The organism is Psychrobacter sp. Ps4, from assembly GCF_022129285.1.
In the GTDB taxonomy this organism is placed as follows: Bacteria; Pseudomonadota; Gammaproteobacteria; order Pseudomonadales; family Moraxellaceae; genus Psychrobacter; species Psychrobacter immobilis_A.
This window is the reverse complement of sequence record NZ_JADQAK010000035.1, coordinates 1-14,760: the sequence shown is the minus strand read 5'-3', so window position 1 is coordinate 14,760 and position 14,760 is coordinate 1. Positions and strand designations below refer to the sequence as shown.

Annotated in this window: 16 protein-coding genes; 6 read left to right on the top strand and 10 right to left on the bottom strand. The window is 40.1% G+C overall.

From position 1 onward, the window contains the following. Positions 1 to 41: 41 nt before the first annotated feature. Complete coding sequence (locus I3252_RS14025) at positions 42 to 602, bottom strand: DMT family transporter (RefSeq protein WP_238035657.1); 561 nt, start codon at positions 600 to 602, stop codon at positions 42 to 44. A 95-nt stretch (positions 603 to 697) separates the two neighbouring features. On the opposite strand from I3252_RS14025, the gene I3252_RS14020 reads away from it, so the two are divergent. Continuing rightward, positions 698 to 1,621, top strand: a complete 924-nt coding sequence (locus I3252_RS14020) for a LysR family transcriptional regulator (protein ID WP_238035656.1) — start codon at positions 698 to 700, stop codon at positions 1,619 to 1,621. A 365-nt stretch (positions 1,622 to 1,986) separates the two neighbouring features. On the opposite strand, the gene I3252_RS14015 is transcribed toward I3252_RS14020, so the two are convergent. After that, positions 1,987 to 2,505 (bottom strand): MarR family transcriptional regulator, encoded by a 519-nt coding sequence (locus I3252_RS14015; protein ID WP_060491330.1) that lies wholly within the window; start codon positions 2,503 to 2,505, stop codon positions 1,987 to 1,989. Positions 2,506 to 2,676: 171 nt separating this feature from the next. Here I3252_RS14015 and I3252_RS14010 point away from each other — a divergent pair, with 171 nt between their 5' ends. The 3 genes from I3252_RS14010 to I3252_RS14000 all read left to right on the top strand — a co-directional run bounded on the left by I3252_RS14010 (position 2,677) and on the right by I3252_RS14000 (position 5,746). Continuing rightward, positions 2,677 to 3,639, top strand: a complete 963-nt coding sequence (locus tag I3252_RS14010; protein ID WP_238035655.1) for a DMT family transporter — start codon at positions 2,677 to 2,679, stop codon at positions 3,637 to 3,639. Between the two features lie 107 nt (positions 3,640 to 3,746). Continuing rightward, entirely contained in the window at positions 3,747 to 4,361 is a 615-nt protein-coding gene (locus I3252_RS14005; protein WP_238035654.1) for a nitroreductase family protein, read from the top strand. A gap of 296 nt (positions 4,362 to 4,657) precedes the next feature. Continuing rightward, complete coding sequence (locus tag I3252_RS14000) at positions 4,658 to 5,746, top strand: MFS transporter (RefSeq protein ID WP_238035653.1); 1,089 nt, start codon at positions 4,658 to 4,660, stop codon at positions 5,744 to 5,746. 47 nt (positions 5,747 to 5,793) lie between these two features. Here I3252_RS14000 and I3252_RS13995 read toward each other — a convergent pair whose 3' ends face one another. Continuing rightward, positions 5,794 to 6,423 (bottom strand): WG repeat-containing protein, encoded by a 630-nt coding sequence (locus tag I3252_RS13995; protein WP_238035652.1) that lies wholly within the window; start codon positions 6,421 to 6,423, stop codon positions 5,794 to 5,796. A 95-nt stretch (positions 6,424 to 6,518) separates the two neighbouring features. Here I3252_RS13995 and I3252_RS13990 point away from each other — a divergent pair, with 95 nt between their 5' ends. Further along, complete coding sequence (locus tag I3252_RS13990; protein WP_060491337.1) at positions 6,519 to 6,848, top strand: LysR substrate-binding domain-containing protein; 330 nt, start codon at positions 6,519 to 6,521, stop codon at positions 6,846 to 6,848. Between the two features lie 584 nt (positions 6,849 to 7,432). On the opposite strand, the gene I3252_RS13985 is transcribed toward I3252_RS13990, so the two are convergent. From I3252_RS13985 to I3252_RS13970, 4 genes are all read right to left on the bottom strand, one after another. Continuing rightward, on the bottom strand, positions 7,433 to 8,575 hold the full coding sequence (locus tag I3252_RS13985) for an SIP domain-containing protein (protein ID WP_238035651.1): 1,143 nt from the start codon (positions 8,573 to 8,575) through the stop codon (positions 7,433 to 7,435). A gap of 511 nt (positions 8,576 to 9,086) precedes the next feature. Beyond that, entirely contained in the window at positions 9,087 to 9,614 is a 528-nt protein-coding gene (locus I3252_RS13980) for a TonB-dependent receptor plug domain-containing protein (protein ID WP_238035650.1), read from the bottom strand. Next, a complete protein-coding gene (locus I3252_RS13975) occupies positions 9,589 to 9,789 on the bottom strand; it encodes a hypothetical protein (RefSeq protein WP_238035649.1) in 201 nt (66 codons plus the stop codon). The genes I3252_RS13980 and I3252_RS13975 overlap by 26 nt, the downstream gene beginning before the upstream one ends. 138 nt (positions 9,790 to 9,927) lie before the next feature. Continuing rightward, entirely contained in the window at positions 9,928 to 10,596 is a 669-nt protein-coding gene (locus I3252_RS13970; protein ID WP_238035648.1) for a hypothetical protein, read from the bottom strand. A gap of 315 nt (positions 10,597 to 10,911) precedes the next feature. Between I3252_RS13970 and I3252_RS13965 the strand changes: the two genes are divergently transcribed. After that, positions 10,912 to 11,934 (top strand): alpha/beta hydrolase-fold protein, encoded by a 1,023-nt coding sequence (locus tag I3252_RS13965; RefSeq protein WP_238035647.1) that lies wholly within the window; start codon positions 10,912 to 10,914, stop codon positions 11,932 to 11,934. A 374-nt stretch (positions 11,935 to 12,308) separates the two neighbouring features. Here I3252_RS13965 and I3252_RS13960 read toward each other — a convergent pair whose 3' ends face one another. The 3 genes from I3252_RS13960 to I3252_RS13950 all read right to left on the bottom strand — a co-directional run bounded on the left by I3252_RS13960 (position 12,309) and on the right by I3252_RS13950 (position 14,642). Continuing rightward, positions 12,309 to 12,710, bottom strand: coding sequence for a biopolymer transporter ExbD (locus tag I3252_RS13960; protein WP_238035646.1), 402 nt, complete (start codon positions 12,708 to 12,710; stop codon positions 12,309 to 12,311). Between the two features lie 213 nt (positions 12,711 to 12,923). Continuing rightward, positions 12,924 to 13,613 (bottom strand): MotA/TolQ/ExbB proton channel family protein, encoded by a 690-nt coding sequence (locus I3252_RS13955; RefSeq protein WP_238035645.1) that lies wholly within the window; start codon positions 13,611 to 13,613, stop codon positions 12,924 to 12,926. A gap of 123 nt (positions 13,614 to 13,736) precedes the next feature. After that, complete coding sequence (locus I3252_RS13950) at positions 13,737 to 14,642, bottom strand: energy transducer TonB (RefSeq protein ID WP_238035644.1); 906 nt, start codon at positions 14,640 to 14,642, stop codon at positions 13,737 to 13,739. Positions 14,643 to 14,760 lie beyond the last annotated feature (118 nt).

Genomic DNA, 14,760 nt, shown 5'->3' with positions numbered 1-14,760 from the left:
ATTAATACGCTTAGTTTACCAAGTTTACTTGTACGGTTTCTTCAGCATAGCTCATACTTAGCACTACTTGTCGACGTATTTTCTATGGTATTTAAATCGCCAGTGATGCTAGCTTTAACATTACTTGAATTGGTAGATGAAGGCGTGAGCCACAGCACCATGATCATGCCTAGTAGAACAAAAGTAACACCTACTAAACGCCCAGCATTTATTTCTTTCACCGGTAAATTCATAAGACCGTACTGGTCTAATATTAATGAAATAAGCATTTGACCCGCGATCACGCAAACAATAAAGCGAGTTGCGCCTAAACGAGGGACTAGAATTAATGCGGATGTAATATAGATGACGCCAGCTATGCCACCAAACCAGACCCACATTGGTAATTGTCCGATTTCACTCAATATGGGCGTAGGGACACGCATAGAAAGAATGACAGGTATCGCTATAAGCACACTCACCAATAGCGACACTACCGTTGCCCAAAGAGGATGTCCAAGAGCACGGCCTAATTCAGCATTACTCGCAGCTTGGAGAGGGACTAAAGCGCCAGCAACTAAGGCGATAATGGCAAAAGAGATGCCAGTAAGTGATAGATTCATATGTTTGCTCCAGATTTATTTAATTTTCTGGAATAATTATTTCATATTAAAAATTTGAATTGAAATTATTGTTTTTTTACTTCACTATTCGTTATATGAATAACTTAAGACGTATTGACCTTAATTTGCTCGTGACGTTGCACGCATTATTAGTAGAAAAGCACGTATCACGAGCCGCTCTCCGGTTACATAAAAGTCAGCCGGCAGTTAGCCACGCACTGGCCCATTTACGTACCCTATTTGATGACCCTCTATTGGTTCGACGTTCAGGAAAATTGGAATTGACTTCGCGAGCGAGCGAATTGATTCTGCCCTTGACTGATGTTCTAGAGCAGCTTGGTGCGTTGATTGAGACCCCAGAATTCAATCCTCTCAATGCGAAGCGAGTATTTCGTCTGGCTATGTCTGACTATGGCGCGCGTGTATTTATGCCTAGTTTGGTGCGCTCATTAAGAATACTTGCACCTGGCATTGAGCTTGAGGTGAGTCAAGGAAGCCGCGAAGCGATGATGGCGGATGTGTTCGATGGTGAAACTGACATGGCTTTCGGTGTATTCCCAGATAAAGTGCCAGAAGCGCTTCGTATGCACACCTTATTTGTTGAGTCTTTTGCTTGTTTAGCAGACAAAAAAACTTTGCCAGAGACTGGTATTCTCGATAAAGATAGTTGGTTGGCTCGACCGCATATCCTCGTTGCCATGCAATCAGGTGCTAATAATGAAATTGAACGCGCACTTAGTGGCGCAGGGTTAAGTCGTCATGTTGTAATGACTTTGCCACATTGGGGAATTGCCAATCAATTAGTGGCTGGTACTGACCTCATTTTGACAGCGGCGCGGCGTAGCTTTGATGTGACTGATAGCAACTCACAGGTTAAAATATTTGAACCGCCTTTTCCAATTGAATCATTTGACTTTAAATTACTATGGCATCAACGCCGTGAGGGTGATGCGGCGCATAACTGGCTGAGGCAATTAATTATTAGTCTGCTCAATTCAGAACTTAAAGAAAAAAGTTAGCAGAACCACCTAAAATAATGACTCAATCTAACAACGTATACCTATTATCAATAATAGCCTGCTAATCATAAATGTGTTTATAGCGATTTTTGATCTATGCTGTTGAATATGTAAACAATAACATTAATATTTCGATGACTTTATATCCCACTGAACGAATTTAATGAGCTGATAATTGCTGAACTGATTCAATAAGTTCTGTACCTTAGTGAGGACTTGTATATTAGGCTGTAGGCTACTGATATCTTCCGTAAGGTATGGAATTACGGTTTACTTGTAATGCACATTAAGTAAGCTTTTCGAGGATAAGTTCAATTGTTTTCTATTCCATACTACTTATCTCCATATAAAGATATTTTTTATATCTAAACAATAGGCAGGTTATTCTCAATTTTCTTTAGTAATAAATTGAGAATAAGTAGCTCTTCCTCACTCATATCACTCATCAAGTCATTCTCCAATTGCACGTGTGATGCGACGGCTCTATCAATCAATTCAAGACCTTTTGGGGTTAGTTTGACTAATAAGCTTCGTTTGTCCTCTAGGTTATCAATGCGCTCAATAAGTTCCTTCTTTTCTAAATGCTGTAAGCGATTGGTCATCGTACCAGAACTGACCATCATGCTATCAAACAAAACGGTTGGGCTCATTAAATATGGGGTCCCTGTGCGTCGTAGTGTCGCCAACACATCAAATTCCCAATGTGATATTTGATAGTTTATCTTATAGTTAGCCGATAGCCTTCGCATTAATATCACTTCTAACCGTTTGATACGCCCTATAGTCTCCATTGCCAACAAAGTATCAGTAGCAAATCCTTGGTTTTGCCATTGACTAATAATTTTCTGTACCGCATCTTCTTGCGTACATCCTTTAGCTTGCATTGATTTACTCCTCGTTACGATCAAAATATTTATGATTCTGTAAATATTAAAACGTCTATTTCTACTAAGAAACTGCTCATAACGATAATAATAGCAAGATTATTATATTGACATCAAGATATTTAATGATATTCTGACATCAAGCCACATTTTAGGCCGTTAGGATATTATATGACTAAATTTACAGAACGAAATAGCTCTCCTTGTAAAAGTGTATGGCTAGTACCTTTAACTTGCCTTCTAGTTGGAGGCGCGTTACTTGGTATCTCTACCAACGTTGCAAAATATGCGGGTGAAATAGATTTGTCTCCGCTTGCCTTTTTATTTTGGTCAATTGCTGGTGCTGCCACAATCTTGTTAGTTATTGCGTTACTACGCCAGGAACTTCCACCTCTCAATAAACGCAGCTTTGAATATTACTTTATCTCTGCTTTGGTCAGCGTTGCAGGCTCTAACTTACTTTTCTTCTCCGCTATCTCCCATGTCGGTGCCAGTTTTGTAGCCCTAATCATTTCCTTACCACCACTTCTTACCTATCTTGGGGCACTAGCGCTAGGGATGGAGCGATTTCAGACGGTTCGAGCTCTTGGGGTTGCAGCTGCACTTGCCGGTGCAGGTGTCCTAGCTGCCCGTAAATTTTCTGCACCAGATGCCAGTGTGTTTTGGATTTTGATAGCACTCTGTGGCCCTGTTTTTCTCGCTATTGGTAACCTCTATCGTACATTGCGTTGGCCAGAAGGAGCGTCTCCCAATGCGCTTGCTCCAGGCATGCTTATTGCGGCTGTAGTCTTACTTGGCGCAACAAGCCTCCTACCGAACTTCTCACTGACTGTTCCACTGGGAGGTTTCCTGCCACTTGGTTTAATTACCTTACAGGCCTTCATATTCGCCGGTCAGTTTCAATTATTGTTTCTACTTCAAAAAACGGGTGGCCCGGTTTTGCTAAGCTTACTGGGGTCAGTTGGCGCCATTGTAGGTGTCCCTGTCGCTGTTTTTTTACAAGGCGAATCTCCACCGGACGGACTCATTCTAGGCGCCTCTTTGATTGCACTCGGTGTAGCACTTGTTACATGGGGTGGCATGAACATGATGGTACGATCGGAACAAAGACTTAAAGTGCCTGACAAGACCTGAATTTAAAAAGTTTGATTTCCTTTGTAAGTTTATTCAATAAGCCTGACCAACCTTAATCACACGATATAAATAACATTCTATTTAACAAAATTTAAAAGGATAAAAATATGCCGCAATCCAATTCAGCCAACCTACAACAAGCTTTCACTAAACGTCGGTCCATTTATGCTTTAGGTGGCAACTTAACGGTAAAACCACAAGCAATTATTGATATTGCTGAGCGCACAATACTAAATACCCCTTCAGCCTTCAATTCACAGACGACACGTCTGGTAGTGTTGTTTGGTAAGCAGCATAAGCAGCTATGGGATATCACTGAAACCCATTTACGTAAGGCGGTTGGCAGTAACGACTTTTCAGGTAGTAAACAAAAAATGGATGGTTTTCGTGCGGCTGTGGGTACAGTTATGTTTTACGAAGATAAGGAGGTTATACAATCGTTGCAAGATAAGTTTGAGCTATATGCTGATAGATTTCCTATTTGGGCGCAGCAAACCTCAGCAATGCATCAATATGCTATGTGGCTAGAATTAAGTGCTTTAAATATTGGTGCAAATCTTCAGCATTATAATCCACTAATCAATAATGATATTGCATCAGCTTTTTCAATTCCTAAGCAGTGGGAACTGGTTGCTCAAATGCCATTTGGTAACACCGTTGAGCCAGCTGGCAAAAAAAACTATCAGTCAGCCAGTGAACGTATCAAAGTGTTTGGACTGTAGTAACAAGGCTTTGGTGCTAATGTCAGTATATCTGGACATCCTAAAGTCAGATTGTCTCGAATATATACAGTAGACAGAGCCCTTAATTTTTACGATTTTTTAGATCTAAAATGCTAGCGCATATTTGATTATTGCTACTGCAAAAGATAACCAATTAAAGTTGTGATACTGCATCGACTCATAATTAAAAAAGACACATAGCCAATAGTGTGAGGTAGGAAATAAATAAGTTTAGTCATAACCAATGGATACTAGTCACCATAATAATACTCGTAGGTCTTAATCTTAGGCCTATTATGGCCTCCATATCTCCAATCATACCCGTGTTAGCAGATGCCATAGGAATCAATAATCAAACTGCTGGACTATTGACTACTTTGCCAGTTGCAATGATGGGCTGCTTTGCGCTTTTAGGTCCCAGAATTCAATCTAGAGTAAGCGAGTATATAGGTATATTAGTTGGATTGTTGGCGATAGCGCTTTCTTGTGGCTACCGATTTTTTGCTGACTCTACATTACTTCTACTACTGACTTCTCTCATTGGAGGCATTGGCATAGCAATCATCCAAACTCTAATGCCCGCCTATTTAAAAAGAATTGCGCCAGACAATGCTAGCGTTTTTATGGGGTTATTTACAACAGGTATTATGGCGGGGGCTGCAATATCAGCTGCTACAACCTCTCCTTTAGAAGGAGTATTTGGCTGGAATATCGCTTTATCGATTATGGCTATCCCTGCCATATTGGCAATTATGCTGTTTTTCTCTGGTATGCCACATATCAAGAGCAGTAGAAACGGTTATTTACCTCTACCTATAAAATCTAAAAATGCATGGCTGTTAATGCTTTTTTTTGGCATAGGAACAGGTGCATACACATTGGTTCTAGCTTGGTTGCCACTAAGTTACACCCAGCTTGGGTGGAGTAGAGATGCTTCTGGCGCTTTACTAAGTATTTTAACGGTAGCAGAAGTAGTTTCTGGCATCTTAATTTCTATATTTATCAAAAAATTCACCGATCGCCGAAAGCCATTATTTGTCACTTTATCGCTCATATTAGTTGGTTTAATATTGCTTATCTATATCCCCTCAAAGCTTGCATTTTTAACCGTTATAATTTTAGGTTTAGGGATTGGTGCTTTATTTCCTTTATCTTTAATCATAGCGCTTGATTACGCCTCTAACGCCAAGCAAGCAGTGACTTTATTAGCTTTTGTGCAAGGTGGTGGATACTTAATTGCTTCAGTATTCCCGTTCATGGCAGGTGTTTTGATTGATGCTTCAAGTGAGTTAACGGGAGCATGGATTGGAATGATTATTGGGGTTTTACTGTTATTCACTATTTGTAATAAATTCTCTCCACAAGATTTTGTGGTTCGTTATTAGTATACTTTAAGATAAAAGTAGGAACTAAAAGAAAGGATATATTCTAATTATGGACACCAATTTATTTGAGCTATGCTCAAGGTATTATATCTAGCCAAACCTTCATAGTAATCATCTAACCAGTTGAATTTAAAAGGCACTACGGTCTTACCCGTTTTATCGATGACGCCATACTTATCATTTTTACTGACGACTACCCTACCATCACTGAAATCGCCTGCCGTTTGGTAAGCATAGGGTATGACCATTTTACCCGTTTTATTCATATAGCCATATTTACCGTTTTTATAGACGGCAACCAAGCCTTCTTTAAAGTCACGATAGTCAATAATCACCCCATAAAAAAGCGGTGCTTGATGTTCAACCGGTATGACTAGTTTGCCAGCTTCATTGATATAGCCTTGCATGTATAAATAGTCTTCGTAATCCTCAGCGCCATCGTAACCTTTGACCATACCCATTTTCATTAATGAGACACGAGCCATGCCCTCAGAGAAATTGCCATAACTATAATATTCTGCAGCTACAAAAACCTTCCCGTTATCATTTTTATAGCCACACTTAAAATCATTATTATTCTCTACCTCAAAACTCTGCAATGCGGCCACAGCAGGTAATATCGCAAATACGCCACAGAGACCTAAAACCAGTGACGTTTTTTTATTATATATTTTCATCTTAATCTCGGTTATAAGGTGTGGAAGCGATATAGCATTGATAAAAACTGGCCTATATAACACTGCTACTATGGGTATTAAATTTAGGGGTTCCTATGTCACTCAAGCAATTAAAAGGGATGCCACTGCTACATGATTCACACAACCATTGGCAACGTTTTCTTAACACGGCAGATAAGCTGTCAGGTGCAGTATTTAACCAAACCGCGCTGTCTTTAGATGCTGCTTTAGCAGGGCAGGGAGTTGCGATTACTTGTCAGGCGTTCGTACAAGCAGATTTGTCTGCGGGGCGTTTGGTACAAGTTAGTAAGTTAGATTTAACTGTTGAGCCTGATTACTACCTTATTCGTAAACGCACATCAGTATCACGACCTGCTGTAGATGCGGTATGGGAGTGGTTTATTGAAAACTTGGTTATTGGTTGATTAGTCTGTAATAGCTATACCCCAAGGAAACCAGCTACTTCACCCTTCAAACCTATTAACATACCACTTATAACTGAACAGCACCAGTACCGTCGAAGACCCGATATGTCTAGCTGCCTTGCAGTCAGTGAAACATTGCTGTTGTTGCCTTCTATTTATTTAACAGCTTCAGCTTTGGAAACTGTACTATAGACTCTGGTTTTCTTAGTCATGATAAACTCCTCATAGAGTCGTTAGTTTACCAACTTCTTCTCCAAGATTCCTTCAGCATAGCTCACCAGCACCACTGAGTATTTCTTTGGACTCTTGCACTCATAAAAGCTAGTCTACTATCTATACTAGCATCACATTGCTGTATGCCTTAATAGTCATGTAAACTACAATTGAGCAGAGCCGATGCAGTGCTACTCATACTCATTGCACTGATCGCTAAAGATCCTGAACCAATTTCGAGGAAACTTCGTCTATCCATGACTATCTCCTTATTGTAATTTTGAAAATACAAATTTTTATTAGCCTTATTTTTATTAGCCTTATTTTTATTTAAATAAGTATGAGATTCAATAATAAGATACACCTACTCCTTAAGACGTTCGCCAATACACCTTCATAACCATATCTTGGCGAGATAAATCAAACTTAGTTTTTAATTGGCGCCTTAATATTTTGGCATCAGCTGCGCTAAGCGCGCCCCAAACCTTCTCTATAAGAATAGAGCCGTCTTCTAAACGTGTATCTATAGCTGAGACAATAGCATCAGGAAGATCAATAGAAGGTGTATTCAAAATATGCACTATATTGTCTTGTTTAAAACTATTTATCTCTGCCAATGTCTGACTTAATTCGATCTCTTGTAGATAAGACAGCTCTGCACCATCATTCGTCATGACAATGACGATTGGCGCTATCGGATTTTGCCAATTTTCTAATAAATTAGCGACTGTCGGCATAGAGGTTTCGTCGCAGATAAGCAGGCACTGACCCTCATTTAAATGCGCAATCTTTTCTGGATAATCGCGTACACTTTTAAGCTGTGTTCCTGCTTGAACCGCTCTCGCCCAATTACCGCCAGGTGTATCACCATGAATATAAGTATCCACCCAACCTTGTATTTGCTGAGTTTCTGCATCTTGCCATACTTTTCGTAAGGTATAATAACGCTGTAATTTCTCCGAGGCGTTAGCAGAGGCGTTGGTAGATTCATGACTAACTGATACGTCAGCATTCACTTCAAACAGATAGGCGTATCCTGCATGATTCAGTGGCGTATCAACAGGTGCAGCGACTACCAATCGGAACATATTCGGGCTGGCGTAATAACCATCAATCACAGTGAAATAACGCTCTTGCTGTTTTATCGCCTGCTTGCCAAGTTTCTTTGAAGCCACTTGCAAGAGGTTAATATATTGCGACTTCAAAGTAATGGTTTCATCAATCACATTTTCAAATTCAATAAAAAACTGGCTGACGGCATCAGGTAATGCTTCAGCTTTGTGATTTGGCAGAATTTCCACATTTTGGACTGATGCTTCGAGCAATAATCCATCGCTATAAACCTCTGCTACCACAACTGCCATCTCATTACTGAGCTTGGTGTCAGCAAATGCTTCTACAAACAGCGCCAATTCATCTTGGTGTTCATCATTGACATGATTCATGAACTTTATTTTAGCCGCCACGGATAATGGCACTTTATCTGTATGATATTGATCAAAAACTTGGGACATTACTTACCCCTTATCAAAAATTGGTTGTATAAAAAAGACAAGGCGCATGATTCACTCAATCGCCTGATCCATTAATATTGTGTGATAACAATACTTTTAACTAGAATCAAAACTAGAACTTATAAGACAGCGACGCTTTTACTTCACGCTCATCACCTGGCATATTAGAGGTATTGAGTGAGCCGACGCGGACATAACGGTCTTTATTTAACAGGTTATAAACGTTTAATTGACCAGTATTGAGGTCTGTTTGATATCACTATCTAGATAGCTATAACCACCAGATACCTGCAACTTAGGCATAATGATAATCAGCCTCTCTATCAGAATAGCGAATACCGACACTTATGACACCAGCACTAGCCAGACGATGCTCAAAATCAGCAAACACATCATGGCTCTGACTGTTAAAGTCGTTCCACTTAGCCCCATAAAAATCATTATTAGGTAGGGAGATTAAAGATTTATCAGCAAAGGTAGGCAGACCATTATTGGGGGTGATTTGTCGAACTTACATCAAATAACCCAGACCAAATTTACTGGTATCATTCAATTGCTTATCAACACTGACGTAGGTCGTACCGTTTTGATTGTATTTACCACAGATGTCATCAACTACTGAATTGGAGCGCTGATTGTATTGCAGCACCGTGCGACCAACGAGACTCTCATCGGCGCTCAAGCTGCCCTGAAGACCAGCAGATACGCCATAGCATTCTGGATTGCTAATATTGGCTTTACCACGCTTTCGAACCAAATTCACCACACCGCCCATCTCTGACGCTGAGTTAAACAAGCCAGAAGGTCCGCGCATAACCTCTACTCGGTCAAATGCGGCTAAATTAGGCAAGGTGCCATTGATACTTGCCATGGGAGATGCGAGCCCATCAATACTATATTGATCATATTCATAACCACGAGAGTAAATAGATGAGCGCCCATCATCATTTTTCAGAACTCGTAAACCGGTCGTGCGCTTAGCAATTTGGTCTAACGTATCAAGATTTAAGTCATCAATTTTTGCTTGGATCAATGGCATATAAAGGGTTCACGGTTACCACAATCGTATCTAAAGTGCTACTAGGCAATGCATCAGCACTATCTTCTGATTCAGCCGCTATCGCTGGTAACGACATGAAGAGTAAAAATAATATAGAATAGCACAGCGGTGACAGTCTAAAATGCGAGGATTGATTTGAGGTATTATGAACCACGTTAGTATTCCTTAAAGCCATAGTAGATAACCCATTGGGTTTGTTAATGGCATTAAAAACAGATAGCTATTAAATAAAAACAACTCTAACTTCATCTAGTGAAGTCAGAGCCTGCTCTTACCGGTTAGCACTCAACAACTAAAATCCTCTAGCATTATCACTAGTAGCGGTATAAAAGATATTGAAGGCACTATTAGCGCCAGTTTTGACAACTTTACCGTCTACCGTTGCACTGGCTTCGAAATTAACACCACCACCTGCACTTTCACCGCTAGCAATGTTCGGCAAGGTCAGTGAATGCACGACCACTTTCTTATTGGTAATGGGTGTCCCTGCTTTGGTTAATTTTGTACCCCGTGGTTTGACCACTTCGCCCTCTGCAACGACTTTCGTTAAATCATCATAAATAATATCGAAATCTAATAATTGTGCCTGATCAAGTTTTGCTTGTCCGTTGACAACAGGAATACCAACAAGAGACTTGCTGCCACGGTGAATCATGCGATTATCGATAACTTTACCATTATCTAGCTTTCTGGCTTCTACAGCGACTGAATTGGTTCGAGCCATCAACATCACTTTATAACCTGGTACCGCAACTTTACCTTTTCCATCAAAAATATCTGCGACCAATTCTGGTGCATTTTTCGCTTTATTGATGACTACTCGAGCAGAGTTTTCAGAAACGGGATAGTCTTTGCCGTCAATCGTCAAATAACGACTATCGGCATAGTTGCTTTGCGTTTTCATGAGACCGTTGGTCACAGAATGAGAGGTAGATACAGGCGTTACGCTCGATGGTGACATCGTATTTTGACATCCTATAATCCCTAAAGATAACAGCGCAATAGATAAAACTGAAAATTTAGATAATAGATTTTTGCTGAAACATGACTGAGTTGAACGTGACATAATTTAATCTCATAAGAAGGATTTTTGTGAAATGCAGAACTACTAGAAAAAAATTGTAATTGATAACGATTATCATATGCATTATTATTACGATAATGTAACTAGTTGTCAATCCTTATCAAGGATATAAAATACATTTGTTAATTCTCTTACAGTTTTCATATAAGCAATACTATGCTCAAGGCTTTTTGAATATGATAAAGGATAGGTATGTCAAAATTTCAGACAAAATTTGCAATTATAACGATAACCATAGCAGGAGTAATGATGTCACCAAGCTATGCTAAACCTGACTTGACCAAGACAGTAGATATGAGCTTATTGCATGCCAAAGATACCGGATATCGTTTCGTATATCATACCTTCATTAAATCTGCACCAGAACTACCCTCCTCTAGCGTAACAGATTCACAATTGAAAACGCTGAAAGCCTATGCAAAACCTCGTCATTATCAAGTATGGTTAGCTATTCCTGAGCAAACAACCGATCATCAACTCTCTAACAATTCTGTAAAAACTCCTAGTAAATTACTTTATATACTGGATGGTAATGCGGCTATTGATGATTTAGATACAGAAACGCTGCGCGCCTTATCCAAGTCTACGCCAAAAAAATCAGCGCCTGCTTTAGTCTTTATAGGTTACCAAACACCTTATCGCTTCGATGTCGATGCCCGCGCCTACGACTATACCCCACCATTATTAGCCAACACTATAGATAACAGTGCGTTTACAGAAGAAGGTAGAGAGCGATTAAATGGTGGTGCAGAGCATTTTTATGGGCTGATGGAAAAAGAAATTAAGCCGTGGGTATATGAGCAGCTAGGCGAAAAACCAAAGCAAGAAGCGATTTGGGGACACTCTTACGGTGGTTTGTTTGTATTGTATAATTTGTTCAAGCACCCTGAAGCTTATCAGCAGTACTTCAGTGCTGATCCTTCGCTATGGTGGCAAGATGGAGAGATGATTAACTATTGGCAAGCGTATCAAAACCTTCCTGAAGCGCAACTTGCAGATATATCCAATAATAAACACAAACAAATACGACTCACTTTTAGTCACTCTGCAGAGCAAACCACTATCCCAGTAGTAGTGCCCACTCTGATGAGTAAAAAAGAATTCGCCAAGGAAGTCTGTGACCACTTTGAGAAGAGTTGTAGTTATCAGTTTTACAATCAATCACACGGAGAAGTATTTACAACCTCTCTATTGGAGAGCTTAAAACGTTTCTAAGACTGACTTTTCATAGAAAAACTGTAGGCTTATTCTTATGGATCTATAGCAGATATTTTAAAACCTATACTTTAAGACTCTTCAACTCCCCCTATCAATTGGAATGATACCTATTTCTTAAAAAATCATTACCTTAATAATTATGGTTTAGACCTCCTAGCGATGAGTGATTTTAAGATTGAGTATGTTCAAGATACATTTAGCACTCAGACCTTATCTACTAGATAAGAAAAACCTCGCTAGGTTACCCAAGCAAGGCGGGAGAGAAAGGTTGTTATGATATTTATGTTTATTATTATCTTATTTGTATTTAATAATAGCGGGATTGATTATATTGAAAGCCAACTCTGCTAAATAGCTCCTAGTTTTCATTACTATTCATTTACAAAGACTATTTTGCTCAGCCCTGCTTGACTGGCTACCGCCAGTACCTGCGCCACCGTCTCATATCTACTTTCTTTATCTGCTCTTAATAGCACGGAAGGGTCTTTACCAGCTCCACTTTGCTGTTGTAGACGCACCCCTAGTTCTTCCATACTAATAGGATCGCTATCCCAGAAAATACCAGCATCTTTATCTATACTAATTTGGATTGCTTCAGGTGGCTGCTCATTGATTAGCGCACTGGTTTTGGGTAAATCGAGCGGTACTGTTGGATTCAAAACAGTCGCTGTCAATAAAAAGATAATCATCAATACCAACATGATATCAATCAGTGGAATGAGGTTCATCTCATTCATACTTTGGACGTTATCATCACTTAACTGAAATGCCATAATATTCTCTATCGTGTGTCAGTCTTATACAAAATCATAAACTTTTGCTTTAAAAAGCCATCCAGCGCTGGCATTTACAACAACTTTATATAGTCAAGGAATTTTAGAATCGCTACAAGGCGACCGACCGCAGATAGTACACTGAGTACATTTAGTGCGGGTAACACCGTAGCGGTTTAAAAGTGCTCTGACTATAAATAAAATCTAGCAATGCTACTGTTGGTAAGCCTCTTGTGTATCAGTATGAATACTACTATTGCTATGAGCACTCTTACTAAAAGTGACATTAGTGGTTATGCCTTGCTTTTCAGCTACATTATGAGGCTCCATTGAAGGTTGCATTGCTGCTAAATCAACAGACTGCGCCAATAAATCATGGGCTCTATCCTTGGCATGGTACATTACCCGTCGATTGATACGTACGGCAAGGTTATAAAACACCACTGCTGGAATTGCGACGGCAATACCGAGACCTGTCATAATGAGCGCCTCGCCAACTGGTCCTGCCACTTGTCCAAGTCCTGCTTGCCCACTGGTACCGATATTATGTAACGCGTGAAAAATACCCCACACTGTACCAAATAACCCAATAAATGGCGCGATCGCTGCAGTGGTACCTAAAATAGGTAGGCCGCGTTCGCTAGCAAAACGGTAACGCCCGATATGCTTTAATAGTGCTTGCTCAATGACTAATCGATGCATAGCAGCATCAGAGTTAATCACAGCTGAACGCTTCATCTCAACCTGCTGACTCAAATCATCAGCAACACAGGCGGCCAATTTTCGGCTTTGTAATATACGAATAATACCAGTTACCCAAGAGAGCACCGATAAGACCAATAGCAAGAAAAACAAGCTTTTGGTCACCAAATCGCTGTATTGCCAGTAGCTTGTAAAATTCATATCAGACTCCTTAATATGTTATGCAATCATATGAGTTTGTTGCGAGTACCGCATATCCACTTATCATGAAAAATCATCAGTAATGATTCTCTAAAAATAATAGGCTCGTTAAATAACTAAATTTTATGGTGCTGCATAACTGATAGGTAAAGTTACATTACCCACCACTGGTACGCCATTTTTCGTAAAGGGTTTAAATTTACCAGAAAGTACTTGTTGTTGAGCATCCCTATCGAGTGCGGCGTTGCCAGAAGATTGCGCTAAGCTCACATTATCAATGCTGCCTTGCTTATTAACTTGTAGTACCAAGACAACTCTAAAGGTTTCCCCTGATCTAGCACCTCGTCTGGCACGAGCAGGAAAACTAAAACTCGGTGCTGATGCCCAGTTAGCGTTGGTCGCAGTGAAATTGACTGGTGTATTACTTGCAGCAGCAGCTTGTTGATTAGCTTTCTCACGAGTCGCGGCTTCAGCTTTTGCATGGGCGGCTTGTGCAGCTTTGGCATCGGATACGGCTTGCGCTTCACGATCTGCCTTTGCTTTGGTATCCGCTGCAGCCTGAGCCTCGCGCATAGCTTTAGCATGCGTTTGTTGATTAGCCTTTTCAGTCTGTGCTGCCAATATTTTACGTTCGTTATCGGCTGCTAAAGCGCTTGCTTGAGCTAAGACATCCGATTCTTGTGATTGTATTGATTGTTTGATGATAGGCTTACTCTCTACTATCTTTGTTGTTGCAGTAGCTGGTTTAGTATCAACTTGAGGCTTTGGTTTCTCCTTCCTCACAACTGGTTGCACTGCTTTTTTTGGCTCTGGTTTTGCCTCAGGTACGCTAACAGATTGTGGTTTAGGCGCTTTAATAGGTTCGACTTCTGCGACTGCCATCACCGGCTCTGCAATTGTCGTAACTTCTGACACCAACTGTATTTCTATAGGCGGTGTTATTTCAAGTGGCTTAATAGTAATCACAGGGGTTTTGACCATCACCAATGCGATTGCTGTCAGCAAATGTAATGCGACAACACAACCCATAACTGTGGATGTTAATTTAACTGATGGTATATTGAAACTTGTTGAACCCATAACAGCCTAATAATTTTAGGGGCTGTAGTAGATAAGCACTATGCTAGACTACTTTTATGAAGATAAC